The organism is Caulobacter sp. NIBR2454, from assembly GCF_027474405.1.
Classification (GTDB): Bacteria; Pseudomonadota; Alphaproteobacteria; order Caulobacterales; family Caulobacteraceae; genus Caulobacter.
The window spans coordinates 2,340,064-2,366,600 of record NZ_CP114871.1 but is presented as its reverse complement, the minus strand read 5'-3'; the positions used below and the strand labels follow the sequence as shown (position 1 = coordinate 2,366,600).

The following is a 26,537-nucleotide window of genomic DNA, read 5'->3' as shown; positions in this document are numbered from 1 at the left end:
CTACTCGCCGGCCATGGAGACCGGGCGCGTCATACTAGCCGAAGGCGGCGGCGCATGGGTCTAGTATCCGAGCGCCCCGATCACCGGCGCCAGCCTTTGGCCGACCGGAGCGAGCTCGGCGAAGTAGGCTTTCCAGCGGCCGATAGAGCGGTCGTTGAGCGGTTCGGTGACCTGGGCGTAGCTGGGCGTGGGGGCGAAGCGTCGGCTCTTGTGGAAGGCCATACAGGCCGGATCGTAGGGCAGGCCGACATAGTCGAGCAGGCGGCGGGTCTGATCCTCCTGCCGGGAGACGAAGTCCTCGTAGCGCAGGGTGATCCCCATGTCGTCCAGTTCGCGGCCGTAGTGGGCGGTCAGGTCGGTCATCGCCTCGAAATGGGCGGCGATGGTGTCGACGCGATAGCCGCAGTTGAAGCCATGGGTCAGGTTGTTGGCCATCATCGACACGGTCACGTCCAGCGGGTGGCGGACCATGCGGATCACCGGCGCCTGCGGAAAGGCCATGCGGATCAACGGCAGATAGACGTCATTGAGCGGCATCTTGTCGGTGAAGAAGGCCGCGCCTTTGGCGATCACGCCGTATCGGGCGGCGCGGGCGAAATAGAAGTCGCGCAGCATGTCGGCGATATGTGCGTTGTCGGCGGTGAGCGCCTCGGCCAGCCGGCCCGGGAAGGCGCTGTGTCCAGGCAGCAGGCGCTCGATCAGGTCAGGCATCTCGCCCACGAAGGGCAGTTCGCCGCCGGCGGTCACCTTGGGGTGGCTGGTCAACATCTGCTCGATCATCGTGGTGCCCGAGCGCGGGAAGCCGAGGATGAAGATCGGCTGCGGCTGGTCTGTCCGCTTTGTCGATTTTGGCAGGCGGGTGAGGTTGGCGCGGGTGAAGAAGGCCCTCAGGGCGGCGAACTCGCTGGCCACGGCGGCGTGATCGTAGGTCGCCTTGATTTCACCCGCCAGGGTCGCCTTGGCTTCGACCAGGGCGGGCCACGCCTCGCGCGTTCGGCCCAGGCGGTCGAGCATGCGGGCGCGTTCCAGCTGAGCGCCGCCGGAGAGGGGCTTGGGCGCCGCGTTGAGGAGGTTCAGGGCCTCCTCGGGCTTGTTCTGGCGAGCGAGATAGACGGCGCGGCGCAGGCTGACGTCCTCGCCCGTACGCTGGGCGGCGACGGCGGCGCGGTTGAGCAGGGCCTGGGCCTTGTCCAGTTCGCCGCGAACCTCATGAACGCGCGACCAGTTGGCCAGGGTGGCGACGTTCTCGGGCTCCAGTTCGTCGGCCTGGCGGAAGAGGGGGTCGGCCTCGTCCACGCGCCCCTGCTGCAGCAGGTTCAGGGCGAGATTGGCCAGGACGCCGGGATGAGGCCCGGCGATCTGCAGCGCGCGGCGGGTGTGATGTTCGGCGGCGGGCAGGTCGTTGCGGGCGACCAGCAAGGCGGCGAACAGATTGTGGGCGTCGGGGTTGTCGGGATCGGCCCGCAGGGCGTCGCGGACGGCGGCCTCGCCTTCCTCCATCCGGCCGTGCTTGAGCAGGATGGTGACCAGATCGTCGTGCGCCCAATCGGCGTCGGGCGCGATGCCGATGATCTGGCGCAGGGTGGCGACGGCGCCGTTGATGTCGCCGCGTCTTTCCTGAATCAGGCGCCGGATCTCCAGGGCGTCGATGTCGCGCGGATCGGTCATCAGCCGGGTTTCAGCCGCCCGCTCGGCGCCGGCCAGATCGCCGCGACCGATCGCTTCGCGTCCCTGTTGGACGAGGAGGTTGGAGGTTGGCGACAAGACGGCCCCGACTTGGTTGCGTCCTTCGAGACCGCTGCGTGCGCAGCCTTCTCAGGATGACGGATTCAGAAGTAGCGCAAGATCGTCACGCTGAGGAGCGTCGGCGCTGTTTCTCCTGCCCTGCTTGGACGGCAGGAGAAAAGACCTGTCGGCCCAACCAGAAAAACTTGATTGTCCAGCTAGGAGGTGGGGATTATCGCCCAAACCCTTGCCGGATCGCGCTGCAAAAGGCGGCGCGCGCTGGCGTCATGCATTAGAGAAACGCGCGGCTTAGCCGATTGATGACCAGCACCACGCCCGCCATCACGGCTCGACGACGCCCGCTCTTTCGGCGCAAGTCGGCCATTCCGGGCTTTGGCCTGACGATGGGCGTGACCCTGTCGGTGCTGTCGCTAGTGGTGCTGATTCCGCTGTCGGCCGTGGCGATCAAGGCGGCGGAGCTGTCGCCGTCGGAGTTCTTGGCCGCCGCCTTTTCAGAGCGTGCCATCGCGGCCTATCGCCTGACCTTCGGCGCGGCGTTCGCGGCTGCGGTGATCAACGGGGTGTTTGGGGTTCTGACCGCCTGGGCGCTGGTGCGCTACGAGTTTCCGGGCAAGGCGGTGGTCAACGCCATGGTCGATCTGCCGTTCGCCCTGCCGACGGCGGTCGCCGGCATCGCCCTGGCCACCCTGTATTCGCCCAACGGGTGGGTCGGGCAGTACCTTGAGCCCTTGGGGATCAAGGCGGCCTACAATCCGGTCGGCGTGGTCATCGCCCTGACCTTCATCGGGTTGCCGTTCGTGGTGCGGACCATCGAGCCGGTGCTGCGGGATCTTGCCGCCGACGTGGAGGAGGCCGCCGCCAGCCTGGGGGCGGATCGGCTTCAGACCGTGGCGCGAGTGGTGCTGCCGGCCCTGGCGCCCGCTTGGCTGACCGGCTTCGCCCTGGCCTTCGCGCGAGCGGTGGGGGAGTACGGCTCGGTGATCTTCATCGCCGGCAACATGCCCTACAAATCCGAGATCGCGCCGCTGCTGATCATCATCCAGCTAGAGCAATACGAGTACGCAGCGGCGGCGGCGATCGCGCTGGTCATGCTGACAGCGTCCTTCGCCATGCTGTTCGTCATCAACGCCATTCAGGCCTGGGCGCGGAGGATCGAGGGATGAGCCGCGCGCGTCACCCGACCGAAGATCCGTTCTGGGCCAAGGCGTTGATCACCACGGTCGTCCTGGCGTTCCTGGCGTTGGTGCTGCTGCTGCCGCTGGCGGCGGTGTTCGCCGAAGCGTTCCGGCGGGGCTCCGGGGCGGTTTTGGAGGCCATCTCCAATCCCGACGCCATCGCGGCGATCAAGCTGACCCTGATCACGGCCGCCATCGCGGTGCCGTTCAACGCGGTGTTCGGACTTTGCGCTTCATGGGCGGTGGCCAAGCACGAGTTCTGGGGCAAGAGCTTCCTGATCACCCTGATCGACCTGCCATTCAGCGTGTCGCCCGTGGTGGCGGGCCTGATCTACGTGCTGGTGTTCGGCATGCAGGGCTGGTTCGGCGAGGCGCTGATCGACCACGACATCAAGATCATCTTCGCCATGCCGGGGATCATCCTGGCCACGGTGTTCGTCACCTTCCCCTTCGTGGCGCGCGAACTGATCCCGCTGATGCAGGAGCAGGGGACGAGCGAAGAGGAGGCGGCCATTTCTATGGGCGCGTCGGGGCTTTACACCTTCTGGCGGGTGACGGCGCCGAACGTGCGCTGGGGGCTGCTGTACGGCGTGCTGCTGTGCAACGCCCGCGCCATGGGTGAGTTCGGGGCGGTGTCGGTGGTCAGCGGGCACATCCGCGGCCTGACCAACACCATGCCTCTGCATGTCGAAATCCTGTACAACGAGTACGACTTCGTCGGCGCCTTCAGCGTCGCGGCCCTGCTTTGCCTGCTGGCCGTGGCGACCCTGGTGCTGAAGGGACTGCTCGAGATCGCCCAGCCCGCCGTGCGCGGCCGCGGCCACTGACCTCAAGGGTGTCCATGACCATCTCGATCCGCTCCGTCGACAAGCGCTTCGGCCGATACCCGGCGCTGAACGACGTCAGCCTTGAGATCGCCGACGGCGAACTGCTGGCTCTGCTGGGGCCGTCAGGCTCGGGCAAGACGACGCTGCTGCGGACCATCGCTGGCCTGGAGTTTCCGGACGCCGGCCAGATCCTGTTTGGCGAGGAGGACGTGAGCTACGCCAGCGCGGCCAAGCGGCGGGTGGGCTTTGTCTTCCAGCAGTACGCGCTGTTCAAGCACATGACCGTGGCGCGCAACGTCGCCTTCGGCCTGGATGTGCGCAAGGGCAAGGACAAACCGCCCAAGGCGGAGATCGCCCGGCGGGTGGACGAGCTGTTGAAGCTGGTGGAGCTGGACGGGCTGGGCGGACGCTATCCGTCGCAGCTTTCGGGCGGCCAGCGCCAGCGCGTGGCCCTGTCGCGGGCCCTGGCGGTGTCGCCGAGCGTGCTGCTGCTGGACGAGCCGTTCGGGGCGCTGGACGCCACGGTGCGCAAGTCGCTGCGCAAGGAGCTTCGGCGCATCCATGACGCGACGGGCGTGACCACCATCTTCGTCACCCACGACCAGGAAGAGGCCATGGACCTGGCTGACCGGGTCGCGATCCTGAGCGCGGGCGCCATCGAGCAGGTAGGCACGCCGGACGAGGTGCATGACCATCCGGCCTCGGCCTTCGTCTGCGGCTTCGTGGGCGACGCCAACCGGATCGAGGGCGCGGTCCAGGGCGGGCTCTTCACGGGTGGCGGGCTCACCCTGCCTGCCAACGGGATCGCCGACGGCCCGGCCAGCGGCTTCGTTAGGCCCTACGATCTGGCGCTGGGCGGCAAGGGCGGGTTCGCGGTGACGCTGCAGCGGGTGTCGATTCAGGGCGCGGTGGCGCACCTGGATGTTGTCACGTCGGCCGGCGCGCCCATCGAGGCGGTGGTGGCGCGGGGCGAGGCGTCGGGTCTGTCGATCGGGCAGTCGCTGACGCTGGCGGCGACCAAGGCGCACGTCTTTCCGGCTTAGCTGGCGGCGCGTTCTTCCTCGGCCGGCTTGCGCGGCTGGGTGACTTCCGACACGGCGCGGGCGATGCCGGCCACGGTGACGGGCTTGCGAACGGCGGCGTCGGCCCCGGCGCTGAGGCAGGCCTGGGTTTCATCGTCATCTCCGCCAGTGACGGCGATGATCGGCGTGGCGCCGCGGGCGCCGGGCAGGCGGCGGACGGCGGCGGCGGTCTGCGGGCCGTCCAGATAGGGCATGCGCCCGTCCAGCATCATCAGGTCGAAGTCGCAGATCTCGGCCAGCTCCAGGGCGCGGCGGCCATTCTGGGCGTGGACCACCTGGTGGCCCAGCTGTTCGAGGATGGCGCGCATCATGGCGGCGTTCAGGCCGTCGTCCTCGGCGACCAGCACGCGCAGGCCGCGGACGTTCGTCGCAGGCTGCTCGCTTTCGGGCTCGCCGGCGATGGCGGCGTTGGGATCGTAGGGCAGTTCGACCGTGAAGCAGGAGCCTACGCCCAGGGCGCTCTGGGCCGACAGGCGGCCGCCCATCAACTGGGCCAGCTGGCGCGACAAGGACAGGCCAAGACCCGCGCCGGGCACGCCGGCGCCCGTGCGCTCTACCCGGCGGAAGGCCTCGAACGCATAGACCAGCTCGTCGGGCGACAGGCCCGGGCCGGTGTCGGCGATGGCGAAGGTCACGCAGTCGGGGCGGGGACGCTCCAGCCGCACCTCGATCCGACCGCGCGAGGTGTACTTGATGGCGTTGCTGATCAGGTTCGCCAGTATCTGGCGGGTGCGCAGGGGGTCGGCCGTGACGGCCCCGGAACCGCGGACCTCCAGCTCCGGCGCGATGTGGAGATTGAGCTCCAGGCCCTTGGCCGAGGCATGCGCGCGCTCCAGCAGCACGAGGTCATGCACCAGGCGGGTGGGGTCGAAGCGCCCCTGTTCCACCGCAAGCAGGCCCTGGCCCGCTGTCTCGGAATCGAGGGTGGCGTTGAGGACGCCGATCAGGTCACGGGCGGCTTCGAGTGCGGCGGAAAACTGCTCGCGCGTCGGCGTGGGCTGACCTTCACCGCCTACAGCGCCGGCCAGGACGTGCGTCACACCCGTCAGGCCGTTGCGGATCTCGTGCGAGAGGGCGGCGACGATGTCGGACTTGGCCTGGGCCAGGGAGCGGAAGTCGGCGAGGGCCCCGGCGCGTTCGTCCAGAAGACGTTCACGCTCGGCGGCGCGCAGGAACTGGCTGCGCAGCATGTGGTTGGTGACGACGGCCATGGCCACGGCCAGCAGAGACATGCCGCCGGACAAGGCGGCCGCGAAGGCGCCCTGGGGGGCGAGCCACAAGGTGACCGGTCCCGCCAGCAGGGCGAGGGCGGCCAGGATCAGGGCGGTGCGGCTGGGCGCGGCGAAGAACATCGCGCAGACGCCGGAGCTCATGGCGATCAGGGCGAGGGCCTCGCGGACTGGACCGGCGTCGCGGGAGAACAGCACCACCTGCAAGGCCGCGAAGGCCCAGACGCCGGTGGCGACCAGATGCCGCAGCGAGCGGCTGGCGGGCGAGCTGCGCTCGCGCTGCAAGGATTTCATCAGGGCGTAGAAGCACCCACATCCGGCGGTGTAGAGCGCCAGGCTCAGGGCCATCCAGCCCACGTTGTGGGAGAAACCGGCCGCTAAGGCGAGCAGCGGTACGAAGACCGCGAAAGCCGTCAGCGCTGGACGCAGGGTGTCGCGACGCATGTCGAGCGCGAGCAAGCGCACGACTGTAGCGTCTGGCCGACCAGCCTCCGCAGTTTCCACGCCCGATGACACGCCCTGAGGACCCCCGAGAAACCGCGCACCCTAGTGGGCCGTGGTTCGTGAGGTGTTACAGGACATCCTTAATCCCCAGCAGAATGTGGTGACCAAGCGTTAAGCATGCTGAACGATCATTCCGAATCGTAGAACGCCGCAATTTGGGGACGATCAGGGGCATGTCGACGACGCGGGGGGCGCTGACCGACGCTGATATTCGCATGTTGGTCAAAGGCGCGACGCCGGACGAGCGCGCCGTGGCGGCCCACAAAATCTGCCGCAGCATCGAAAACGCCGACCTGAACGACGAGGACCGCAAGCGGGCTCAGGAGATTCTACGCGTCATGGCCGCCGACGCGGCTGAGCTGGTCCGCCGCGCCCTGGCGGTGACCCTGCGGGCTTCGCCCCTGGTGCCGCGCGACGTGGCGAACAAACTGGCCCGCGACGTCGACACCATCGCCATTCCGATCCTTATGGAGTCGCCGTCGTTCACGGATGCCGATCTGGCCGAGATCGTCCGGCTGGGCGACACGGCGCGTCAGACGGCCGTGGCCCGCCGCCCGACCCTGACACCCAAGGTCACCGACGCCCTGGCCGAGCACGCCGGCGGTGACGCCGTCCGCACCGCAATCGCCAACGACAACGCCCAGTTTTCCGAAAGCGGCCTGGGCAAGGTGCTGAAACGCTTCGAGGCGGCGGAATCGATCCTGACCGCCGTGGCCTATCGCCGTGTTCTGCCGCTGTCGGTCACCGAACGCCTGGTGGAGATGGTGAGCGAGGGCGTTCGCGCCCATCTGCTGGCGGCGCACCCGCTGCCAGCCGGCGCGCTGGACGATCTGATCGACCAGACCAAGGAGCGGGCGGTCGTCGACCTGGTGGACCAGGCGGGGCAGGCGGCCGACCTGAAGGACTTCGTTCGCCACCTGAACCTCAGCGGGCGGCTGACGCCGTCCCTGCTGCTGCGGGGACTGGCGCACGGCCACATGAGCTTCTTCGAGTGGGGCATGGCGGAACTGGCGGGCGTGCCGCACCATCGCACCTGGCTGATGATCCACGATGCCGGGCCACTAGGCCTGCGGGCGATCTACGAGCGCGCGGCTTTGCCAGCGCGGCTGTACGGAGCGTTTCGGGCGGGCGTGGACGCCTATCATTCGCTGGAGATCGACGGCGACCTGCGCGACCAGGAGCATTTCCAGCGCCGCATGCTGGAGCGGTTTCTGACCCAGCCGCAAACTCCGGGACGTGAAGACGCCGACTACCTGCTCGGCAAGCTGGATCGCCTGCGCAGCAAGGCCAAGGGCAAGTCCAAGGCGACCGTCGGCGCGGCGTAGAAAAAGGCGGAGCGCCCGAAGACGCTCCGCCCCACGGATCTACTGATCGACCCGTTGTATCAGAACGTGAAGGTGTGGAAGTCCACCGACGCGAAGCCGATGCCTGCGAGGTCGATCGCTTCCATGTTCAGCTCGATGAACGAGCCGGCCTCGGCGCTCGGAACCTGCCAGATGGACTCGCTGGAGGGTTGCAGGGCCGAACCGGCCGAGCTGATAATGCTGGAGTCGCCGGATTTGACGGTTTGGATAAAGCCCAGGTCAAGCTTCGACGGGTCGATCGGCACGAGATTGTAGGTGACGCCGTCGATGGTCACGCCTTCGGCGGGGAAGGTCCCGGCGAGAAAGGCGGCCTTGGCCCAATCCAGGTTCAAAAGCGGCGTTTGGCCGACATTGACCGGGCTGAACTGGGACAGGTCGAAGGACATAGGGCCCTTCGAGCTGTCGATGGTGGTGAAGTTACTCATTTTTGATCCTCACTATGGATGCAAAGGAGGGCGGACCGCCCGGGTTTGGATGCGCGCAAGTACAGTAATATTGAAACTTGAAAATCATGTCAAACTTCACGTAACGTAGATTTCGGAATGCGAACTCGATAAGGTCGCGGGACGAGGAGTGAATCGATGGCGATCAAGCGACCCAAGGGCGGAGAAGCCGAAGGCGGAGCCCCGAAGAAGGGCGATGCTTCACGTCTGGCGCGCAAGGCGGCCGGCCGTTGGCTGAGCGCCCAGCGCGAGGCGGCGGGCCTGACCCAGGCAGAGATCGCCGAGCGAGTGGGCCTGCGCTACTACACCTTCGTCTCGCAGGTTGAGGGCGGCTATGGCCGCGTGCCCTCCGAGCATTTCGAAAGCTGGGCCAAGGCCTTGGGGCACGACCCGCAGGCTTTCGCCAAGATGCTGCTGTCCTTCTACGATCCTGACGTTTTCCGCCTGCTGTTTCCGGGCGAAGCGCGCTCGGCGTCCGCCGGCTAGGGTTCGGAGGAGCAGATGGGGGACGTCGTTCAATTCGTCCGAGCCGCCGAACGCATCGGCGATTGGAGCACGCGCGAGAAGGCAGAACTTCTGCGCTTGAGAGCGGATCTGGCGCAATCGGGTCTGCCGTTCGAAACCGCGTCAGGCGTCAGCGACGACGGCGCGCCCTGGTTCATCGTCTTTCGGCCGGATACCGACGAGGTGCTGATACACGTCGCTCGGATCAAGGGCGCATTCGTGGTTCACCAAGCCGATCGAGATATCGTTTCGGAGGGCGCTGACCTGCGATCCCTCGTGGAAAGGATGCTGGGCGTTTCCAGCGATCGCGCACCCGCCGCGCGTCGTGAGTTCCCTTTGCCGGCCCTGGTGCTGGCTGTCCTGGCGGCGGACTTCTTCCTATCGGCGCAGGATGCGGAGGCCGCGCCCGCAGCCGCCAAGGCCATGGAGCCGACCAACGCCGTCGAGCCGGCCCCGCGTGAACAAGGCGCTCCGGCGGAGGCGGCGCATCGCCCGGCCGACCGTCCGGAGCACACCTTTCGACCGCTGAATCCGCATCAGGTGGTTCAGCCGCTGATCGAGTCCGCTCCGGTCGAACTGGTGATGACCGATCGTGACGCCGCCCCTACGCCGGCCCCCGTTTCCGTCGCTCGCCCGCTTCCCGCGCCTCAACAGGAAGCGAGTCATGCGTCGAGCTCCCAAACCCCAGCCATCGAGGCGGATCAGATCCTGGTCGGCGGGGCGGGCGACGACCTGCTGTCGGGCGGCGGCGGTAACGACTACCTGTACGGCGGATCGGGCGACGATGTGCTCGAGGGCGGCGCCGGAGACGACTATCTGGATGGCGGCGAGGGGGCTGACATCCTTCGCGGCGGCGAGGGGAATGACACCCTGGTCGTGTCGGTTGGCGATACCGCCGAGGGCGGCGAGGGGGCGGACATCTTCGTCCTCTCGACCGAGCTGGTGGCTGAGATACATCAGCAATTGATCGCCGGCGTCCAAGTTTCGCTGAACAGCTGGATCCTGGATTTCAACGCTGCCGAGGGCGACGTGATCCAGGTGGCGAATGGCGATGCCTTCACCACGGGCGGCAGCATCACGGTATCGGATAAAGAGCTTCAGACCGGCAGCTTGGGCGAATTGACGACAACGCCGATCGGCGGCGGGTTTTACGGCGCATCTGGTGTTCTGGTGGATGCCGACGACAATGGCGAAATGGATCTGATGTTCACCCTTGAGGAGGGTCAGGTGCAGGTCACTCTCGTCGGGTCGCCCAGCTTGATCGCCGTCGCCGGCTGAGCCCGCCGCCTGGTCGGCGGGCTACCTCTTTAGTCCCGGACTACTCCCGCGCGCGCTGTTGCAGAACAGCGCCGGGCTTCCGGCCGTCGTCCTGCGCGGCATCCACAGATTTGTTGCACTTAAGCCTACAAACCGATGTTATGATTTGGTTTTCGTGTGATATTATGTGGAAATGAATGGATTTGGGGGATCGATTGATGACTTCCCGCATTTCGACAATGCGGACGGGAAGCGCCGCCCATTCATCTTCGGAGTCTCCAACTCAAGCTCGCGCGTGTCGCCCACGGCCATGCAATTGAGGGAAAGCGCGCTCAAAGCGCTGATGCTGCGTAGCCTCGACGGCGACGCTGGGGCCTACCGTCAACTGCTGGGCGCCATGTCGGAACAGCTGCGAAGGTATTTCGCCCTTCGGCTGGCAGGGGGGCCTGAGATTATCGATGGCCTTGTACTCGACGCTCTTTCGGCGGCGCATAGGCGCAAGAGCACCTATCGGCGCCGAGACCCGTTCACCCCTTGGATGTACGCCATCGCGCGGTACAAGCTGATCCAATATCGGCGGCGAACGGCCGCTTGTCTTCCCGCCGAGGACTACGCCAGCTTCACGGCCGAAGCGGCGAAGGTGGCATGACTGACAAAAAGGGGACGCCGAAGCGTCCCCTGGAATGCTCTTCGAAGCTTGACGATTTAGGCCAGAGCTTGGGTGACCTGGCTTTCCAGTTCGCTGGCCAGGGCCTTGCCGAGGGGGTGGGTGTCCACCTTGATGCCGTCGCGCACGGCGGCCTTGATGGCCAGGATGTGGGCGTCGATCAGGCGGAGCGGCGCCTTCATGCGCTTCTCCGGCTCGTCGATCAGGCGGCATAGCGAGCCGGCCAGCCGGGTGATCAGCGGATATTCGTAGGTCGAGCCCAGGCCCTTGAGGTCATGGGCGCGCAGGTAGAGGCCATCGATGGTTTCGGTCGACATGCCGTCGGCGTCGATCTTTTTGCGGGCGACTTCCAGCTTGTCGATCTCGTCCTGCAGCCACTGGCCGAAGTTGCTCGACAAAGCCTGCAAGGCGGCCTCGGCCTTGGCGATGGCCGATTTATCGATATTTCCGCCGCCCACCTTGGCGCGCAGCAGGTTCGGGACCTGGATAATCTCGGCTTTGGCTTGAGTCTGGCCCACGAGGGAGCCTCCGCTCTAAATACAGTTCCTGCCAAGCTAGGGCGTGGATATTAACAACGTGTATTGGCCTTAATGCCGAACAGCGCTTTCGCCGCGGCAGGCTGTTACGCCGAGAATTGTTCGGCCAGAACGCGCTCGGCCAGGCTGCGGCCCGCGTCGAACATCATGCACAGGCTCACCGAGCGATCCTCGGAGACGTGAACCTCGACGACGTCGCGGACTTCGAAGTTGTCGGCGACGGCGCTGACCGGACGCTTGTCCGCTTCCATCACCTCAAAAGTGACCCGTGCGGTGTGGGACAGCAGGGCGCCGCGCCAGCGGCGAGGGCGGAAGGCGCTGATCGGGGTGAGGGCCAGGGCGTCGGACTCGATGGGAATGATCGGACCGTGGGCAGACAGGTTGTAGGCGGTCGAGCCGGCCGGCGTGGCCACAAGCGCGCCGTCGCAGACCAACTCGCTCATGCGCATCTTGCCGTCGATGGAGATGCGCAACTTGGCGGTCTGGCGGGTCTGGCGAAGCATGGAGACTTCGTTGATGGCCAGAGCGCGGTGCTGGCGGCGCTTGGTGTCGATGGCGACCATGCTCAGCGGGTGGATGATGGTCCGTTCGGCGGCGTTGATCCGCTCGATCAGCGCATCCTCGCTATACTCGTTCATCAGGAAGCCGACCGAGCCGCGGTTCATGCCGTAGATCGGCTTTGGCTGCTCGATGTGGCGGTGCAAGGTTTCCAGCATGAAGCCGTCGCCGCCCAGGGCGACGATGATCTGGGCTTCTTCCTCGGACACGGCGCCATAGCGCTTGGCCAGGCGCTCCATGGCCTCCTGCGCTTCAGGGCGATCGCTGGCCGTGAAGGCAAGGCGCGTGACGACGGGCTGCGGACTGTACATCGTTGCGGAGCAAGGCCTGAACGGCTTGGCCCCGTCAAGGTCAGGGCTTCAAGCGCAGGGTGTCACGCGCGTGCGGCGGCCTTGCGGAAGGCGACGCCCGCGATCTCGGCGTGGAAGGGACCAAAGGCGCCGATGGCGCGACGCGCGCCCTCCGCCCCGCCGCCTGGGCGCCCGCCGTTCAGGCGACGCACGAGGTCCAGCACGGTCGGGAAGACGCTGCGGTCGATGCCCACGGCCGCGCAGGCCAGGGCCAGGAGTTCCGGACGCTCGCCGTCGATGGAGCGCTGGATGTGGTCGGGTTCGAAGCCGCCCAGGACGGCGAGGGCCAGGACGAACAGCTCCAGCTGGCCTTCCTTGAGCGTGCGGACCAGATAGCCGGGGCGCAGCTGACCCGCCGCGTGCAGCTTCTCGATCAGGATGCGGTCCATGATGTCCCTGTCGTCCTCGCGGAGGGGCAGGGTGGTGGAGGAGCCGGTGTGGGCGTCCTGGATCGAGCGCGCGATGGCTTCGTCCAGCTTGGCGGGGTCCAGGCGGAAGCGGGCGGCCAGGGCCGCGCGGAGGGATTGGCCCACCCACTGATAGAGACGCTCGGCCAGCTCGGCCGACAGGCTGGGGTGGCGTGCGAGAGGCGAGCGGACGCCGGCCACACGCTTGGCGAAGTCCACCAGTCGGTCCATGGCGGCGTCGCTGAGGTCGGCGCTGTCATTGCCGGCCAAGGCCGCGAGGACCAGGGGCTCCCCCTTGTTGAGGATGGCTTCGACCACTTCGCTGCCGATCTTGGGACGGCGGGCGACTTCGATCTGATGCTCGATCGTGGCCTCGACCAGCAGCCGCAGCAGATCCTGGTCCTTGAGGACCGGGCTGGCGGCGATGATCGGGCGGGCGATGTCGATCTCGTCCTCGGCCAGCATGCGCACCAGCGCGGCGGGGCCCCAGGCGGCTTCGGAGATGCGGTCGGAGAGGCGGGCGCGGATGTCGCGCTCCGCCTGCATGACCAAGGACATGAAGATGGAGTCGAGTAGTTCTTGAATAGCCGGAGCGGTGGTCGCGCCGCTGGTCGCGGCGCTGTCGCACAGATCCGCGATGCCACGCAGCAGTCGCTCGCGCTCTGCTGGGTCGCGGCTCTTGGCCATCGACAGAAGTTTGTCGGTCTGGGCGGCTTGGGTCACCCGATCGATCCTTGAAAGCTCTTACTGCTCAGTAGTGACCCTGACCCCTTGTCGTGAAAAGAGTTTTAATTGTGCGGGGGAAACGACCTTGGGTCGAAAATGACGCGTGCGTCATTGATCTTGACGCGAGGCCGGGCCGGCGCGACGCTTCCGTCAACAACAAGTCCAGGGAGGACAGCCATGGCCGATGGAGCCGTCGCGGGGATCACCTCGCTCAAGGGACGCGTAAGCGACGCGGAGTGGAAGGCGCGGGTTGATCTGGCCGCGCTGTACCGCCTGGCCGCGCTTCATGGGTGGGACGACATGATCTTCACCCACATCTCGGCGCGGGTGCCGGGACCCGAGCATCATTTCCTGATCAATCCCTACGGCATGTTCTTTGGCGAGATGACCGCTTCGTGCCTGGTGAAGGTCGACCTGGAGGGCAACATCGTCCAGGAGACGACCGGCTTCATCAATCCGGCGGGCTTCACGATCCACTCGGCGATCCACGCCGCGCGGGAGGACGCCAACTTCGTCATCCACCTGCATACGGATGCGGGTACGGCCGTTTCGGCCCATGCCGAAGGCCTGCTGCCGCTGACGCAGCACTGCCTGATCACCCTGCCGCAGCTGGCCTATCACGATTATGAGGGCATCGCCCTGAACCTGGAGGAGCGCGAGCGCATCGTCGCCGACTTGGGGGACAAGCGGGTGATGCTGCTGCGCAATCACGGCACGCTGGCGGTCGGATCGACGGCCGCCGAGGCGTGGCTGGGCATCTTCTTCCTGGAGCGGTCCTGCGCCCAGCAGGTCATGGCCCTGAGCATCGGCCGTCAGAACGTGCTGCTGGCGCCGGAGGCGGCCCAGGCCGAGGTCCGCAGCCAGGTCGGCGCCGGAATGGGCATGATGGGCGGTCTGGCTTGGCCGGGCTGCTTGCGCCAACTGGATCGGGAGCTTCCTGGCTACGACGCCTGACATAAGGTCTCATGGACGAAAATTCGCCGCCGCGAGCCTCGGGTTCGCGGCGGTTTTCATGTGTACTAAAGCCCACTCCGGCGCCTGGGCGCCCGAGGCCGGGTCGGGGCAGACGATCCTGAAATACGAATCCACGCGGTCGACGCTGGATTTCGACGGCCGTGGACGCCGAACACGCGGCAAGCCGGCCTCCGAGGCGGCTGTGAGCCAGTGGCGCGAGCAAGGGCTGAGCGATCAACTGACCGTGCAGACCAAGGTGAGCGTCGTCGAAGGGCGTTTCGTCGAAACAAATCCCTACTCCGGTGAAGACCTGCACTTCGCCTATTGGGGGCAGGGCCCCATCGAGGTGGGCGCGCGCTACGCCGTGGTGCAGGGCGAACGGACGGCCATGGCCGTCTATGGCGGAGCGATCATCGACGGGGTGGGCAGGAACATCTTCTATGCGCCACCGGGCCGGGGAAGTGTCGACTGGGAGCTTCGGGTGCTGGCCGGGCGGTCAATGCAGGTCCTTGGCCGCGAGGCGTTCGGCGAAGTGCAGGCGGCGCGGCTGTTTCGCAGCGGGGTGGCGGACGAGATGCGTGTGGATGCGACGGTGGGGGTGGAGGTCGCGCGGGCTTGGCAGGTGCTGATCCAGACCTATGCCGGCCGTGCGGAACGAGATTACGCCAAGCCGCTCTGGCTGAAGGGCGAGGCTTCGATTGTCCGAAGGCTGGGCTCGTGGCGTGTTCAGGCGGGGTGGCGGCAGACGCTGACCGGGCGCCATGTCCCGGCGGACCGAGGACCGGTCGTGGCCGTGTGGCGGGATTTCTGAGGGCGGGGTTGCGCGCCGCCCCCGGCTTGCGGCAGGAAGTCCTGCGCGGCCGGGATATGAAGAGCAAGAACGCGCAGACGCAGGGAAACGGGACGCTTGCTGAGCCCCCAACACATCGCTGCTCTCGAAGCCCTGGTGGGGCCGGAAGGGCTGGTTCGCGAGGCTGGTGATCTGGCTGCGTACGAGCAGGCCGCCCGCTATGGCGGCGGCGAGGCGGCGTTGGTGGTGCGGCCGGCGGATACGGCGCAGGTTTCCTCCGTGGTCGCCTACTGCGTGCGCGAGGGGCTGAGCTTCATTCCGCAGGGCGGCAACACCGGGCTGGTGCTGGGCTCGACGCCCGACAGGAGTGGCGGGCAGATCGTTCTGTCGCTGGATCGCCTCAAGGCGCGCTTCGAGATCGACGTCGCCGACCGGACCGCGCGGGTGGGAGCCGGCGTTCGGCTTTCGGCGCTGAACGCGGCGCTGGAGCCGCACGGCCTGTTCCTGCCGATCGACCTGGGTTCGGACCCGATGATCGGCGGCATGGCGGCGACCAACACGGGCGGCGCGCGGTTCCTGCGCTATGGCGACATGCGTCGGCATGTACTGGGGCTGGAGCTGGTGCTGGCCGACGCCGCGGGCACGGTGCTGCGGCTGGGCGATGGTCTGCGCAAGGATAATGCGGCTCTGGACCTGCGGCAGGTGGTGGTCGGCTCCTGTGGCGCGCTCGGCGTCATCACCGAGGTGATGGTGGAGGTGAAGGCGCGCCCGACCCAGACGGCGGCGGCCCTGTTGATCCCGCGCGACGAGGACGCGGTGCTGGACCTGCTGCTGGCGTTCGAGAAGGAGGCCGGTGAATACCTGACCGCTTTCGAAGGCATGTCACGCGCGGCCATGAGCCATGCGCTGAAGCACGTGGCGTCCCTGCGCAATCCGTTCGCGGGCGGGGAAATCCCGGCCTATGCGGTGCTGGTGGAGCTGTCGCGGACCTCGACCGGGGGGGCGTCGCTGGATGAGGTTTTGGAACGCGCTCTGACCGGTCTGTTCGAGCGCGAAGATGCGCCGCTGGCCGATGCGGTGATGGCGCCGCCGGAGCGATCCTGGGCCTTGCGCCATTCGTTGTCGGAAGGCCTTCGGGCCAGCGGGCCGGTGACGGGGTTCGACCTGTCGTTCCGCCGGTCGCAGGTCATGGCTTTCCGGCGCGAGGCGATCGCGATGTTGGCCGGAGAATTTGGCGACTACGAAGTCTGCGATTTCGGTCACATCGGCGACGGCGGGGTTCACTTCAACCTGCTGCGCGCCGAGGGACCGGCGAGCCCCGAGCGGGCGGCGGCGCTGAACGACGCGGTACTGGACCTGGCCGTGCGCAAGTACGGCGGCAGCTTCAGCGGCGAGCATGGGATCGGCCGCGCCAATCAGGCCGCCTATGACGCCTACACCCCCGATGACCTCAAACGCCTGTCAGGCGCGGTGGTCGATCTATTTTCAAAGGCGCCGGTCGGCGCAGCGCGCTTCGGCCCCGCCGACGCCTGATCTTTCGGAGTTCGCAATGTCCGCAGCCATCGCCCCCGTGGCGGGTGAAATGCTCGATGTCCTGAAGCGCCTTGGCGTTTCGGTCCCGTCCGACGGCACGTTGCAGGCGCGCTCGCCGGTGACGGGGGAGGCGGTCTGCAAGCTGCGCGAGCACACGCCGGCCGAGGCTTCGGCCGCCATAGACAGGGCGCACGCCGCCTATCTGGCCTGGCGCAAGGTTCCGGCCCCGCGCCGGGGCGAGCTGGTCCGTCTGCTGGGCGAGGAACTGCGCGCGGCGAAGGACGACCTGGGGCGGCTGGTGACGCTGGAGGCCGGCAAGGTCACGTCCGAGGGCCTGGGCGAGGTCCAGGAGATGATCGACATCTGCGACTATGCCGTGGGCCTGTCCCGGCAGTTGTTCGGCCTGACCATCGCCACCGAGCGGTCCGAGCATCGGATGATGGAGACCTGGCATCCGCTGGGCGTGGTGGGGGTGATCTCGGCCTTCAACTTCCCGGTGGCGGTGTGGTCTTGGAACGCGGCCCTGGCTTTCGTCTGTGGCGATGCGGTGGTGTGGAAGCCGTCCGAGAAGACCCCGCTGACGGCCCTCGCGGTCCAGGCGCTGTTCGACAGGGCGGCAGCGAAGTTCGGCGATGCGCCGGAGGGGCTGTCGACCGTGTTGATCGGCGGCAAGGGCGTGGGCGAGGCGCTGGTGGACCATCCAAAGGTTCCGCTGGTCTCGGCTACCGGTTCGACGGCCATGGGGCGGCAGGTGGGGCCGAAACTGGCCGGCCGGTTCGCGCGGGCGATCCTGGAGCTGGGCGGTAACAACGCCGCCATCGTGGCGCCCAGCGCGGACCTGGACCTGACGCTGCGGGGCGTAGCCTTCTCCGCGATGGGCACGGCGGGGCAGCGCTGCACGACCCTGCGCCGGCTGTTCGTGCATGAGAGTATCTATGACGCCTTTGTCCCGCGTCTGAAGGCGGCCTATGGCTCGGTGTCGGTGGGTGACCCGCGAACGGCAGGGACGCTGATCGGGCCGCTGATCGACGCGGCGGCGTTTCATGGCATGCAAAGGGCGCTGGAGCAGGCCAAGGCGGCGGGCGGCGCCGTGCATGGGGGCGAGCGCGTCTCCATCGAGGGGGCTTTGGACGGCTTCTACGTCCGTCCGGCCATTGTGGAGATGACCGAGCAGACCGAGGTGGTGCGACGCGAGACCTTCGCCCCGATCCTGTATGTGATGAAGTACCGCGACCTGGATGAGGCCATCGCCCTGCAGAACGACGTGCCGCAGGGGCTGTCATCCTCGATCTTCACCCTCGACATGCGCGAGGCGGAGCGTTTCGTCTCCGACGAGGGTTCCGACTGCGGCATCGCCAACGTCAATCTCGGTCCGTCCGGCGCCGAGATCGGCGGAGCCTTCGGCGGCGAGAAGGAGACCGGCGGCGGCCGGGAGGCCGGCTCCGACAGCTGGAAGGTCTATATGAGACGGGCGACCAATACGGTGAACTATGGCCGCACCCTGCCGTTGGCGCAGGGCGTGGTGTTCGATGTGTGAGGAATGATCATGGCCCAGTCCAATCTTGAACGTCTGCTGAGCGCCGTCCTCGGCGCGGATGCGGCGGCCGACGTGCTGGCGACCCTCGACCTGGAGCCGGCCCTGACGGAGGAGGCGGGCGAGACCGTTTCGCGCGGCGTGTTCGCCATGGCCATGAACGGCGTTCTGTTCCACGACCTGATGGGCCGCGTGCCCACGGGCGCGGCCTATGTGGGCGACCGCAAGGCGCAGGATGAGAGGGTGGTGTTCGACCACGGTGCGTTGCGCACGGTGCGTTTCGCCGACGGGCCGACGGGCGCCCTGCCGGGGGGCATCGAGGCCTTCACCCGCATCTTCGAGCCCTTGGGCTATCATCAGGCGGGGCTCTATCCGTTGGACCGCTTGAAGATGACGGGCAGGGCGTACGCCCACCTGGATCATCCGGAAGGCGTGCCGCAGTTCTTCCTGAGCGAGCTTCACGTGGACCGCTTCTCGCCGGAATTCCAGGCGGCGGCGCAGCGTGTGTTCGGAACGTCGAAGGACCCGCTCGGCGACGAGGCCCGCGAAGCCCTGGCCGCGTTCGCCAAGGACGGTCAGGCGCCTATTTCTCTGGCCGAGAAAGCCTTGCCCCAGATCACGGGCGCCTTCGCCGTGACGCACGATGTGCCCGCCCTCGGCGACTATCAGACGCTGAAGGCGGAGTCGGCGGAAGCCGCCTGGATCGCGACCGAAGGCGCGTCGTTCAACCACGCCACCGACCGTGTCGCCGACGTGGAGGCGACCGCTGAAGGCCAGCGCCAGCTGGGCCGGGCGGTGAAGGACAAGATCGAGATCTCGGGTTCGGGCCGCGTGCGCCAGACGGCGTTCCGCGCCGACCATGTGGACCGCACCTTCATCGGCGAGGGCGGCGGCGAGGTGGTGCTGAAGGTCCCGGGTTCGTTCTATGAGTTCATCACCCGAGACATCGATCCGACCACGGGTCGGATGGATCTGGCCTTCGACACTGGCAACGCCCAGGGCATTTTCAAGATGACCCAAGCGGCGTCGATGTAGCCGGGAGCATCGTTCGCATGAGGGGCTGGGCGGCGCCTGTGTTGAAGGCTGGCCGCCGAATCAAATTGAACCTCCGGCGAAGACCGTTGTTCTTTATCTAGTTTTTAAGGGCGCCGTGCTTTTCCATGCGGCGAGAATGTGGCGCAAGTCCGCGCAATCGTTGTGCATTACTGAGTTGAAATACAGTGACATCCTTTGGTCACTGGACTGGGTTTATTGCCCGTAACATATGTCCGCCACATTTCTGGACGGCCGACGAGCGTCGGCGAATGGAGCTTGCCCGCGTGATCCGCAGACACTTCTTTCTGGTCGCCGCCCTGGTTGTCTTGGCGGTGATGATCGTTGGCGGAGGGATCAAGCTTCTGGCGGACTCCGGGGCCAAGAAGCAAATAGGCGGGGGACCTGGCGGTCGCGCCATCGCGGTTTCGCAGACCGAGGCCGCGTCGCGCGCCTTCGCCGACCGCATTGAAGTCCTCGGCCTGGCCAAGGGGCAGCAGTCGGTGGCGATCACGTCCAACACCACGGAACTGGTGACCAAGGTCCACTTCAGCGACGGTCAGCGCGTGCGCGCCGGGCAGATCCTGGTGGAGCTGAAGGCGGGCGAAGAAGACGCGGGCATCACCCAGGCCCAGGCGCAGCTGAACCAGGCCGAGCGCGACTACCAGCGCTGGAAGACCCTGGCCGACCAAGGCATCGCTCCGCGGGTTCAAGCCGAACAATACCGCCTCGCGGTCGATACGGCGCGCGCCGGTCTGGAAGCCGCCCGCCAACGTCTTGGCGACCGGGTGATCCGGGCGCCGTTCGCTGGCCAGGTGGGCCTGACCGACGTCACCGCCGGCACACTGATCAGTCCTGGGCAGACCGTGGTCACCCTGGACGACACCTCGACCATGCGCGTCGATTTCGCGGTGCCGGATCGCTATCTGCCTATTCTGCGGGAGGGCCTCGGCATCGTCGCCAGCCCCGACGCCTATCCGGATGTGAAGGTCAGCGGCCGCATCGCGCGCCTGGACACCCGCATCGACGAGAACACCCGCGCCATCACCGCGCGCGCTGAATTCCCCAATGGCGACGGGCGTTTGAAGCCCGGCATGATGGTCCGCGTAGCCATCGAGCAGGGCCAGCGCAATGTGGTCGCCGCGCCGCAATCGGCTGTTCAATTCGAAGGCGACCAGGCCTTCGTGTTCGCGATCGTGAAGCAGGGTGAGCGCACGGTCGCTCAGAAGCGCCCAGTGACCACTGGGCTCGACCAGAATGGTTTCGTTGAGATCACGGGCGGTCTTCAGCCGGGTGAGAAGATCGTGGCCGACGGCCTGAACCGCGTTCAGGACGGCCAGGCCGTTCAGGTCGGCGGCGGCCGTCCGCAGGGCCCCGGCCAAGGCGGCCGTCCGAACCGTCAGGCCGGCTGATGATCTCCGACCTCTCCGTCCGTCGTCCAATCTTCGCGGCTGTCGCCGCGATCATCCTGTGCGTTGTCGGCATTGCGGCCTTTACGGCCCTTCCGATCCGCGAACTGCCGAACGTCGATCCGCCGGTGGTGTCGATCTCGACCAACTATCGGGGCGCCTCGGCGGAGGTCATCGAAGAGCGCATCACCGAGGTGATCGAGCGTCAGGTCTCTGGCATCCAGGGGATCGACCGGGTCAACTCGTCCAGCCGCGACGGCCGCTCGCAGATCAACATCACCTTCCTGCTGGACCGTGATCTGGACGTAGCCGCAAACGACGTGCGCGACGCCGTAAGCCGCGTGGCCAATCAGCTGCCAGACCAAGCCGACCCGCCGCAGATCGCCAAGGCGAACGCCGACGGCGCGCCCATCATCATCATGAATCTGACGTCGACGACGCTGAATCGTCTTCAGCTCAGCGACTATGCCGACCGTTATCTGGTCGAGCGGATGTCGACGATTCCGGGCGTTGCGACCGTCAATCTGTTCGGCAGCCAGCTCTACTCCATGCGTATCTGGCTGAACGCCGAGGCCATGGCGGCGCGCGGCCTGACCGTCGACGACGTCGAGACGGCGTTGAACAGCCAGAACCTGGAGCTTCCGGCCGGGGCGCTGGAAAGCCAGGACAAGGACTTCACCATCCGCGTGAACCGCGGCTACCGCACGCCGGCGGAGTTCGCCAGCCTGCCGGTCAAGCGCGCCAACGCGGGAGCGCAGGACGCTCAGGCCTATATCACCCGTCTGGGCGACATCGCCCGCGTCGAGGAAGGCCCGGACGAACGCCGCCGCTACTTCCGCGCCAATGGCGTGAACCAGATCGGTCTGGCCGTCACCCGCCAGTCCCAGGCCAACGACCTGGCGATCTCGAAGGCGGTTCGCGAAGAGTTGGTGAACATCAACAGCACCTTGCCGCCGGGCACGAAGATCGTGGTGGGCGTCGACAACTCGGTCTTTACCGAGGAGGCGATCCACGAGGTGTGGATCACCATGGGCATCTCCATATTCCTGGTCGCCCTTGTGAATTTCATCTTTCTGGGCAGCTGGCGTTCGGCGCTTATTCCCTCGATCGTCGCCCCGATCTGTATTCTGGCGACCTTCATTGTTCTGGCGCCGCTCGGTTTCTCGCTGAATCTGCTGACCCTGCTGGCCTTGGTGCTGGCCGTGGGCCTCGTGGTGGATGACGCCATCGTCGTGGTCGAGAACATCCAGCGCCGCGTCGACGAAGGCGAGCCCGCGCCCGTGGCGGCCATGCGCGGCACGCGGCAGGTGTTCTTCGCCGTCGTCGCCACGACCGTCGTGTTGATCTCGGTTTTCGCGCCGCTGATGTTCCTGCCCGGCTATATCGGCCGCCTATTCGTGGAGTTGGCCGTGGCCATCGCTGCGGCCGTCGCCTTCTCCTGTCTGCTGGCTTTCACCCTGTCGCCGATGCTGGCGTCCAAGCTGCTGCGCCCCGCCCACAACTCGGGCTGGCTGGCCCGCAGGGTGGACGTCGGCATGACCAAGCTGGGCGCCTCCTATCGCAACTCGCTGGAAGGTTTGCTGGGCGGCGGCCGCAAACCCATCATCGCGGCCGGGGCCCTGATGGTTGTTTTGGTTGGCGTCGCCGCGGTGCTCTTCATCACGCTGCCCAAGGAGCTGGTGCCGCCGGAAGACCGCGGTCGTGTCGATATCAGCATGACTGGGCCTGAAGGCCAGGGCTTTGACGCCACCCTGAAGACCGCCCAACAGGTCGAGGCGCAGATGGCGCGCTACTACGACAAGGACGGCGATAACGAGGACCTGCCCGCCGAACGCTACTTCATGAGCGTGCCACGTTTCGGTCAGAGCCAATACAACAGCGCCAGCGGGGCCGTGATCCTGAAAGGCTGGGGCGACCGCAAACAGACCGCCGACGAGATCGCCGCCGAGATGAACCGCACCCTGAGCAGCGTGACCGCCGTGCGCGCGGTCGCCAGCGTGCGCGGTCCGTTCCAGCGAGGCGGCGGCGGTGGTGGCGGCACCAGTGTCGATCTGATCGCCAAGGGCAACGACTACGCCCAGATCGCGCAATGGCTGGAGCCGATCTTTGAGGCTGCGCAGCAAAACCCAGGTCTCGCGCGTCCGCGTCTCGATTATGAGCCGACCGCGCCGCGCCTTTCGGTGGACATCGATCGTGACCGCGCGGCCGCGCTGGGCGTCTCCGCCCAAGCCGTGGGCCGTGCGCTTGAGACCATGTTCGGTTCGCGCCAAGTGACCACCTACATCAAGAACGGCCAGGAATACGACGTCATCCTGCAGACGGAGCTGGACAAGCGCCGGACCCAGGACGACCTGCGGGTGCTCTATGTCCGCAGCGCCTCCGGGACCTTGGTGCCTCTGGAATCGGTCGTCACGACCAAGGTGCGCGGCGATACGCCGGACCGCTCCCGCGTCGACCGTCTGCGCGCCATCACCCTCACCGCGCAGCTGAACCCTGGCTACACCGTCGCCGACGCCGTGACCTTCCTCCAGGCCGAGGCGAGCAAGAACCAGAACGCCGCCGTCAGCATCGCCTGGGGCGGTCAGGCGCGGGACTATCTGGAGGCGTCGGGCGCCGTGGGCCTGGCCTTCGGCATGGCCCTGTTGCTGGTGTTCCTGGTGCTGGCCGCGCAGTTCGAAAGCTGGATCCACCCGGCCGTCATCATGCTGACGGTGCCGCTGGCGGCGCTTGGCGGATTGTTCGGCCTGCTGTTCGCAGGATCGTCAATCAACACATACAGCCAGATCGGCCTCGTCATCCTGATCGGGGTGGCGGCCAAGAACGGCATCCTGATCGTGGAGTTCGCCAACCAGCTTCGAGACGAGGGGCTAAAGGTTCGCGAGGCGGTGATCGAGGCGGCGACGCTTCGCCTTCGCCCGATCATCATGACCTCGATCTCGGCCGCCGCCGGCGCCGTGCCGCTGATGGTTTGGCAGGGGGCGGGCGCGGCCAGCCGCCAGACGATCGGCGTGGTCATCTTCGCCGGGGCGATCTTCTCGACCCTGCTGACGGTGTTCGTGGTGCCCGTGTTCTACAACCTGCTGGCCCGCTACACGAAGTCGCCCGAGCATACCGCCCGGATGATCGAGGCCTATGAGGCCGAGGAAGCGGGCAAGGCGGCGCCGGCCGAATAGCCGGCGCCATCGCCTATTGAGCGGGAGCCGGGGCCGGCGCGGCCGCGGCGGCTGGCTGGGTGGCTGGCTTGAAGCCGGTCTCCACCTTCAGATATGCGATCAGGTCCTGGCGATCCTTGGCGTCCTTGATGCCCAGGAAGGTCATCTTGGTGCCGGGCATGTAGCCGCGCGGATCGGCCAGCCAGGCGTCGAGGTGCGAGCCTTCCCACACAAAGCCCGCCTTCTTCAGGGCCTCGGAATAGGTATAGCCCTCCAGCCCGCCGGCCTTGCGGCCAAAGACGCCGTAGAGGTTGGGACCGGTGAGGTTCGGACCGTTCGGCGTGATGGTGTGGCAAGAGCGGCAGAGGGCGAACTTGCGCTGGCCGTTGATCAGGTCGCCCGTGTTGTAGGGCGCGGGCAGGGTCGCCAGGATCGCGGCCTTCTCGGCGTCGGTCGGCGGGGGAGGAGCCGGCGCGGCGTCCTTGGCCGCCTCGTTCGGCCCGCAGGCGCTGACGGTCGCGGCGGCGATCACCGCAAGAATGGAAAACTGACGCATGGCCCCTCCGAGATTTCAGCGGAAGCTAGTCCATGGCGTTGCGGATGCAACCCGTGCATTCTGCCATCCATGCATCTGAATCGGACGAAAGATCGCCGCCATGGCTAGCTGGTGGCTGCTTCTGCTTCTGCCCCCCGTGATCGTGGCGGTGCTGGTGGCTTTCTGGCGTGGCCGGAAGCTGTGGTTCCGCCTGGTCATCGCCACGGGGGTGATCGCGCTGTCCACGTTCGTCTTCGCGGCGGGCTATCAGCTGTATGTCAACGCGTTCGGGACCCTCGCCCAGCGGGCCGCGGCGCCGAAGGACCTGATGGTGCTGGTGTTTGGCGTCACGCCCCTGCAGCTGATGCTGGTCTTCGCGACCACGACCGCCGCCCATCTGGTCCAGCGCATCAAGCAGGCCAAAGCCGGGCGATAGAGGCCGATCAGTCGTCGTGGCGGGGTTTGCCGCGCATGGACTTCACCCCGGCCCGCTTGGTCTTGCCCTCCAGCCGCTTGAGCTTGGAGGAGTAGGTGGGCTTGGTGGCCTTGCGGGGCTTGGGCTTCTCGGTGGCGCGCAGGATCAGTTCGACCAGGCGCTCGCGCGCTTCCTGACGGTTCATTTCCTGGGAGCGGCTGCCCTGGCTAAACAGCACGAGCACGCCGTCCTGGGTCAAGCGGCTGCCGGCCAGTCGCTCCAGGCGCACCTTCACATCCTCAGGCAATGAAGGGCTGTTACGGACGTCGAAGCGCAGCTCAATGGCGGTGCTGGTCTTGTTGACGTGCTGGCCGCCGGGGCCGCTGGCGCGGGCGGCTTTTTCAATCAGCTCGTCCTCGTCGATGCTGAGCCATGACGTGATCTCGATCATCGCCGGCCTCGCATGGCCTTTACGATCAGCTGGTCCAGGGCCTGGAGGAAGGCCGAGCGCGCCTTGGCGTCGAAGGCCCTGGGGCCGCCGGTGATCTCGCCCATGGAGCGCAGGTGCTCGCCGATCGCGCGGCCGGCCAGGGCCGAGCCGATGGAATCGGCGGTGAAGATCCGGCCGTTGGGCGCGACCGCCGCGCCACCGGCTTTCAGGGTGCGGTCGGCCAGGGGAATGTCGTTGGTGACCACGACGTCGCCCGGCTGAACCCGCTCAGCGATCCAGTCGTCCGCCACGTCAGGACCGGCGTCGACGACCACGCTCTCGATCCGGGCGGAGACGGGAATGCGGACATAGCTGTTGGAGACCACGAAGGTCTTCAGGCCATAGCGGGCGGCGACCTTGTAGGCTTCGTCCTTCACCGGGCAGGCGTCGGCGTCGATATACAGGGTGATCGGCGAGGTCATGACCCGCCTTTAGCGCGATCCGGCGTCCACCGCAGCCCGAAGTCCGTCAAAGGCCTCGCGCCAGCCATCATGAGCGGGGCCGTTCTTCAGCCAGGGGGTCAGGTGCTCCTCAAGCCGGCGGGCGGCGTCGCCGATGTCGGGAAGTCCGACCGGGCCAGCCGAACCGCTGACATTGTGAAGACGAGTGTAGAGCTCGAAAGCGCCTTCAGGGACGCCGCCGTCCGGCGTGGCGTCGAAGGCGGTCCCCAAGTCGGCGACCAGATCACCCAACCGCCCCTGGAGCCGAAGCCGGATCTGGCGGATGCGGTCTTCCAGGGCGTCGGAGGTCAAGGCGGCTACTGGACGAAGCGGATGAGCAGGGCCGCCTCGATCGCCTGGGCTAGGCGATCGCCGGTCAGATCGCCCTTGGGCAGGGTTACAGCGCGCTCCTCGCCCCGCGTCAGCTGCGGATGCGAAGTGACATAGACCAAGGCCGTTCCGTTCTTCTTGTTGGCTAGGCGGACCGCCTTGATCCCGTCGCCGTCTTCGCCGAGCCGCACATCGGCCAGGATCAGGTCCGGTGCGAACTCCTGCGTGGCGGCGATAGCGTCGGCCTCGTTGCTGGCGCGCTTGACGTGCTTGTAGCCAAGGTCGGCCACATAGACCTCCAGCAGGTCGGCGGCGATGTCGTCATCCTCGATGATCAACACGCGTTGCGTGCGTGCGCGCAGATGCGAGGCGCCGTCCACCTGACGCGCGCGAACGCGTCTGGGGGCGTTGTCTCCATCTTGCGGATGCATGTACATGAGGGGGCGGGGCTCTGCGAACGTGTGGTGTTTACGAATACATGGCGAACCATTTGCAGCCTACCGCCTTCTAGTGGAAATTGCAGCTACGGCGTTTGCACGCACTTTGGC

Annotated in this window: 26 protein-coding genes; 15 read left to right on the top strand and 11 right to left on the bottom strand. The window is 66.9% G+C overall.

Features of this window, described 5'->3' with window-relative positions:
• Nucleotides 1–60 precede the first annotated feature (60 nt).
• Nucleotides 61–1,764: a tetratricopeptide repeat-containing sulfotransferase family protein gene (locus tag O5K31_RS11660; protein WP_269713767.1), complete on the bottom strand. Its 1,704-nt coding sequence runs from the start codon at nucleotides 1,762–1,764 to the stop codon at nucleotides 61–63.
• 281 nt (nucleotides 1,765–2,045) lie between these two features.
• On the opposite strand from O5K31_RS11660, the gene cysT reads away from it, so the two are divergent.
• From cysT to O5K31_RS11645, 3 genes are read left to right on the top strand one after another with little or no spacing between them, the layout of a single operon-like run.
• On the top strand, nucleotides 2,046–2,909 hold the full coding sequence (gene cysT, locus O5K31_RS11655; protein ID WP_269713766.1) for a sulfate ABC transporter permease subunit CysT: 864 nt from the start codon (nucleotides 2,046–2,048) through the stop codon (nucleotides 2,907–2,909).
• Complete coding sequence (gene cysW / locus O5K31_RS11650; protein ID WP_269713765.1) at nucleotides 2,906–3,748, top strand: sulfate ABC transporter permease subunit CysW; 843 nt, start codon at nucleotides 2,906–2,908, stop codon at nucleotides 3,746–3,748. Before cysT ends, cysW begins: the two co-directional genes overlap by 4 nt.
• A 14-nt stretch (nucleotides 3,749–3,762) precedes the next feature.
• Nucleotides 3,763–4,791: a sulfate/molybdate ABC transporter ATP-binding protein gene (locus tag O5K31_RS11645; RefSeq protein WP_269713764.1), complete on the top strand. Its 1,029-nt coding sequence runs from the start codon at nucleotides 3,763–3,765 to the stop codon at nucleotides 4,789–4,791.
• Here O5K31_RS11645 and O5K31_RS11640 read toward each other — a convergent pair.
• The gene (locus tag O5K31_RS11640) at nucleotides 4,788–6,503 is read right to left on the bottom strand and encodes an ATP-binding protein (RefSeq protein ID WP_269713763.1); all 1,716 of its coding nucleotides are present in this window, start codon (nucleotides 6,501–6,503) and stop codon (nucleotides 4,788–4,790) included. The two genes, O5K31_RS11645 and O5K31_RS11640, sit on opposite strands and share 4 nt — an antisense overlap.
• A 233-nt stretch (nucleotides 6,504–6,736) precedes the next feature.
• Between O5K31_RS11640 and O5K31_RS11635 the strand changes: the two genes are divergently transcribed.
• Complete coding sequence (locus O5K31_RS11635; protein WP_269713762.1) at nucleotides 6,737–7,888, top strand: DUF2336 domain-containing protein; 1,152 nt, start codon at nucleotides 6,737–6,739, stop codon at nucleotides 7,886–7,888.
• A gap of 59 nt (nucleotides 7,889–7,947) precedes the next feature.
• Here the strand turns inward: O5K31_RS11635 and O5K31_RS11630 are convergent, their stop codons facing one another.
• Nucleotides 7,948–8,352, bottom strand: coding sequence for a hypothetical protein (locus tag O5K31_RS11630; protein ID WP_269713761.1), 405 nt, complete (start codon nucleotides 8,350–8,352; stop codon nucleotides 7,948–7,950).
• 156 nt (nucleotides 8,353–8,508) lie between these two features.
• On the opposite strand from O5K31_RS11630, the gene O5K31_RS11625 reads away from it, so the two are divergent.
• The 3 genes from O5K31_RS11625 (at nucleotide 8,509) to O5K31_RS11615 (ending at nucleotide 10,780) form a co-directional block, all read left to right on the top strand.
• Nucleotides 8,509–8,856 (top strand): helix-turn-helix domain-containing protein, encoded by a 348-nt coding sequence (locus O5K31_RS11625; protein ID WP_269713760.1) that lies wholly within the window; start codon nucleotides 8,509–8,511, stop codon nucleotides 8,854–8,856.
• Between the two features lie 15 nt (nucleotides 8,857–8,871).
• Nucleotides 8,872–10,152 (top strand): hypothetical protein, encoded by a 1,281-nt coding sequence (locus O5K31_RS11620; RefSeq protein WP_269713759.1) that lies wholly within the window; start codon nucleotides 8,872–8,874, stop codon nucleotides 10,150–10,152.
• A gap of 322 nt (nucleotides 10,153–10,474) precedes the next feature.
• Nucleotides 10,475–10,780, top strand: a complete 306-nt coding sequence (locus O5K31_RS11615; protein ID WP_269713758.1) for a sigma factor — start codon at nucleotides 10,475–10,477, stop codon at nucleotides 10,778–10,780.
• Between the two features lie 56 nt (nucleotides 10,781–10,836).
• On the opposite strand, the gene O5K31_RS11610 is transcribed toward O5K31_RS11615, so the two are convergent.
• From O5K31_RS11610 to O5K31_RS11600, 3 genes are all read right to left on the bottom strand, one after another.
• Nucleotides 10,837–11,316: an Hpt domain-containing protein gene (locus O5K31_RS11610; protein ID WP_269713757.1), complete on the bottom strand. Its 480-nt coding sequence runs from the start codon at nucleotides 11,314–11,316 to the stop codon at nucleotides 10,837–10,839.
• Nucleotides 11,317–11,420: 104 nt separating this feature from the next.
• The gene (locus tag O5K31_RS11605; RefSeq protein ID WP_269713756.1) at nucleotides 11,421–12,203 is read right to left on the bottom strand and encodes an NAD kinase; all 783 of its coding nucleotides are present in this window, start codon (nucleotides 12,201–12,203) and stop codon (nucleotides 11,421–11,423) included.
• A 62-nt stretch (nucleotides 12,204–12,265) separates the two neighbouring features.
• The gene (locus tag O5K31_RS11600; protein ID WP_269713755.1) at nucleotides 12,266–13,372 is read right to left on the bottom strand and encodes a DUF2336 domain-containing protein; all 1,107 of its coding nucleotides are present in this window, start codon (nucleotides 13,370–13,372) and stop codon (nucleotides 12,266–12,268) included.
• A 180-nt stretch (nucleotides 13,373–13,552) separates the two neighbouring features.
• Here O5K31_RS11600 and O5K31_RS11595 point away from each other — a divergent pair, with 180 nt between their 5' ends.
• The 7 genes from O5K31_RS11595 to O5K31_RS11565 all read left to right on the top strand — a co-directional run bounded on the left by O5K31_RS11595 (nucleotide 13,553) and on the right by O5K31_RS11565 (nucleotide 23,800).
• Nucleotides 13,553–14,329, top strand: a complete 777-nt coding sequence (locus O5K31_RS11595; RefSeq protein ID WP_269713754.1) for a class II aldolase/adducin family protein — start codon at nucleotides 13,553–13,555, stop codon at nucleotides 14,327–14,329.
• A gap of 58 nt (nucleotides 14,330–14,387) precedes the next feature.
• The gene (locus O5K31_RS11590) at nucleotides 14,388–15,140 is read left to right on the top strand and encodes a hypothetical protein (RefSeq protein ID WP_269713753.1); all 753 of its coding nucleotides are present in this window, start codon (nucleotides 14,388–14,390) and stop codon (nucleotides 15,138–15,140) included.
• Between the two features lie 96 nt (nucleotides 15,141–15,236).
• Nucleotides 15,237–16,652, top strand: coding sequence for an FAD-binding oxidoreductase (locus tag O5K31_RS11585; protein WP_269713752.1), 1,416 nt, complete (start codon nucleotides 15,237–15,239; stop codon nucleotides 16,650–16,652).
• Between the two features lie 49 nt (nucleotides 16,653–16,701).
• Nucleotides 16,702–18,189, top strand: coding sequence for an L-piperidine-6-carboxylate dehydrogenase (gene amaB, locus O5K31_RS11580; RefSeq protein ID WP_442867782.1), 1,488 nt, complete (start codon nucleotides 16,702–16,704; stop codon nucleotides 18,187–18,189).
• Between the two features lie 9 nt (nucleotides 18,190–18,198).
• Complete coding sequence (locus O5K31_RS11575; protein ID WP_269713750.1) at nucleotides 18,199–19,221, top strand: 2-oxoadipate dioxygenase/decarboxylase family protein; 1,023 nt, start codon at nucleotides 18,199–18,201, stop codon at nucleotides 19,219–19,221.
• Nucleotides 19,222–19,505: 284 nt separating this feature from the next.
• The gene (locus O5K31_RS11570; protein WP_269713749.1) at nucleotides 19,506–20,630 is read left to right on the top strand and encodes an efflux RND transporter periplasmic adaptor subunit; all 1,125 of its coding nucleotides are present in this window, start codon (nucleotides 19,506–19,508) and stop codon (nucleotides 20,628–20,630) included.
• Nucleotides 20,630–23,800, top strand: a complete 3,171-nt coding sequence (locus O5K31_RS11565) for an efflux RND transporter permease subunit (protein ID WP_269713748.1) — start codon at nucleotides 20,630–20,632, stop codon at nucleotides 23,798–23,800. The genes O5K31_RS11570 and O5K31_RS11565 overlap by 1 nt, the downstream gene beginning before the upstream one ends.
• Nucleotides 23,801–23,813: 13 nt before the next feature.
• Here O5K31_RS11565 and O5K31_RS11560 read toward each other — a convergent pair whose 3' ends face one another.
• Nucleotides 23,814–24,335 (bottom strand): c-type cytochrome, encoded by a 522-nt coding sequence (locus O5K31_RS11560; protein ID WP_269713747.1) that lies wholly within the window; start codon nucleotides 24,333–24,335, stop codon nucleotides 23,814–23,816.
• 100 nt (nucleotides 24,336–24,435) lie between these two features.
• Between O5K31_RS11560 and O5K31_RS11555 the strand changes: the two genes are divergently transcribed.
• A complete protein-coding gene (locus O5K31_RS11555) occupies nucleotides 24,436–24,750 on the top strand; it encodes a hypothetical protein (RefSeq protein WP_269713746.1) in 315 nt (104 codons plus the stop codon).
• Between the two features lie 7 nt (nucleotides 24,751–24,757).
• Here O5K31_RS11555 and arfB read toward each other — a convergent pair whose 3' ends face one another.
• Genes arfB through O5K31_RS11535 form a run of 4 tightly spaced genes read right to left on the bottom strand, consistent with a single transcriptional unit; the run spans nucleotide 24,758 to nucleotide 26,426 of the window.
• The gene (gene arfB, locus O5K31_RS11550; RefSeq protein WP_269713745.1) at nucleotides 24,758–25,180 is read right to left on the bottom strand and encodes an alternative ribosome rescue aminoacyl-tRNA hydrolase ArfB; all 423 of its coding nucleotides are present in this window, start codon (nucleotides 25,178–25,180) and stop codon (nucleotides 24,758–24,760) included.
• On the bottom strand, nucleotides 25,177–25,641 hold the full coding sequence (locus O5K31_RS11545) for a YaiI/YqxD family protein (RefSeq protein ID WP_269713744.1): 465 nt from the start codon (nucleotides 25,639–25,641) through the stop codon (nucleotides 25,177–25,179). Before O5K31_RS11545 ends, arfB begins: the two co-directional genes overlap by 4 nt.
• 9 nt (nucleotides 25,642–25,650) lie before the next feature.
• The gene (locus O5K31_RS11540; RefSeq protein WP_269713743.1) at nucleotides 25,651–25,971 is read right to left on the bottom strand and encodes an Hpt domain-containing protein; all 321 of its coding nucleotides are present in this window, start codon (nucleotides 25,969–25,971) and stop codon (nucleotides 25,651–25,653) included.
• 5 nt (nucleotides 25,972–25,976) lie between these two features.
• A complete protein-coding gene (locus tag O5K31_RS11535; protein ID WP_269713742.1) occupies nucleotides 25,977–26,426 on the bottom strand; it encodes a response regulator in 450 nt (149 codons plus the stop codon).
• Nucleotides 26,427–26,537 lie beyond the last annotated feature (111 nt).

Excerpts from the sequence above, each read along its gene's own strand:
- amaB (WP_442867782.1), top strand. The coding sequence starts at position 16,702 with ATGCTCGATGTCCTGAAGCGCCTTGGCGTTTCGGTCCCGTCCGACGGC.
- O5K31_RS11615 (WP_269713758.1), top strand. The coding sequence starts at position 10,475 with ATGCTGCGTAGCCTCGACGGCGACGCTGGGGCCTACCGTCAACTGCTG.
- O5K31_RS11605 (WP_269713756.1), bottom strand. The coding sequence starts at position 12,203 with ATGTACAGTCCGCAGCCCGTCGTCACGCGCCTTGCCTTCACGGCCAGC.
- O5K31_RS11590 (WP_269713753.1), top strand. The coding sequence starts at position 14,388 with ATGTGTACTAAAGCCCACTCCGGCGCCTGGGCGCCCGAGGCCGGGTCG.
- O5K31_RS11565 (WP_269713748.1), top strand. The coding sequence starts at position 20,630 with ATGATCTCCGACCTCTCCGTCCGTCGTCCAATCTTCGCGGCTGTCGCC.
- O5K31_RS11575 (WP_269713750.1), top strand. The coding sequence starts at position 18,199 with ATGGCCCAGTCCAATCTTGAACGTCTGCTGAGCGCCGTCCTCGGCGCG.
- O5K31_RS11535 (WP_269713742.1), bottom strand. The coding sequence starts at position 26,426 with ATGTACATGCATCCGCAAGATGGAGACAACGCCCCCAGACGCGTTCGC.
- O5K31_RS11625 (WP_269713760.1), top strand. The coding sequence starts at position 8,509 with ATGGCGATCAAGCGACCCAAGGGCGGAGAAGCCGAAGGCGGAGCCCCG.
- O5K31_RS11595 (WP_269713754.1), top strand. The coding sequence starts at position 13,553 with ATGGCCGATGGAGCCGTCGCGGGGATCACCTCGCTCAAGGGACGCGTA.
- O5K31_RS11635 (WP_269713762.1), top strand. The coding sequence starts at position 6,737 with ATGTCGACGACGCGGGGGGCGCTGACCGACGCTGATATTCGCATGTTG.
- O5K31_RS11620 (WP_269713759.1), top strand. The coding sequence starts at position 8,872 with ATGGGGGACGTCGTTCAATTCGTCCGAGCCGCCGAACGCATCGGCGAT.
- O5K31_RS11560 (WP_269713747.1), bottom strand. The coding sequence starts at position 24,335 with ATGCGTCAGTTTTCCATTCTTGCGGTGATCGCCGCCGCGACCGTCAGC.
- cysW (WP_269713765.1), top strand. The coding sequence starts at position 2,906 with ATGAGCCGCGCGCGTCACCCGACCGAAGATCCGTTCTGGGCCAAGGCG.
- O5K31_RS11640 (WP_269713763.1), bottom strand. The coding sequence starts at position 6,503 with ATGCGTCGCGACACCCTGCGTCCAGCGCTGACGGCTTTCGCGGTCTTC.
- O5K31_RS11545 (WP_269713744.1), bottom strand. The coding sequence starts at position 25,641 with ATGACCTCGCCGATCACCCTGTATATCGACGCCGACGCCTGCCCGGTG.
- cysT (WP_269713766.1), top strand. The coding sequence starts at position 2,046 with ATGACCAGCACCACGCCCGCCATCACGGCTCGACGACGCCCGCTCTTT.
- O5K31_RS11645 (WP_269713764.1), top strand. The coding sequence starts at position 3,763 with ATGACCATCTCGATCCGCTCCGTCGACAAGCGCTTCGGCCGATACCCG.
- O5K31_RS11555 (WP_269713746.1), top strand. The coding sequence starts at position 24,436 with ATGGCTAGCTGGTGGCTGCTTCTGCTTCTGCCCCCCGTGATCGTGGCG.
- arfB (WP_269713745.1), bottom strand. The coding sequence starts at position 25,180 with ATGATCGAGATCACGTCATGGCTCAGCATCGACGAGGACGAGCTGATT.
- O5K31_RS11630 (WP_269713761.1), bottom strand. The coding sequence starts at position 8,352 with ATGAGTAACTTCACCACCATCGACAGCTCGAAGGGCCCTATGTCCTTC.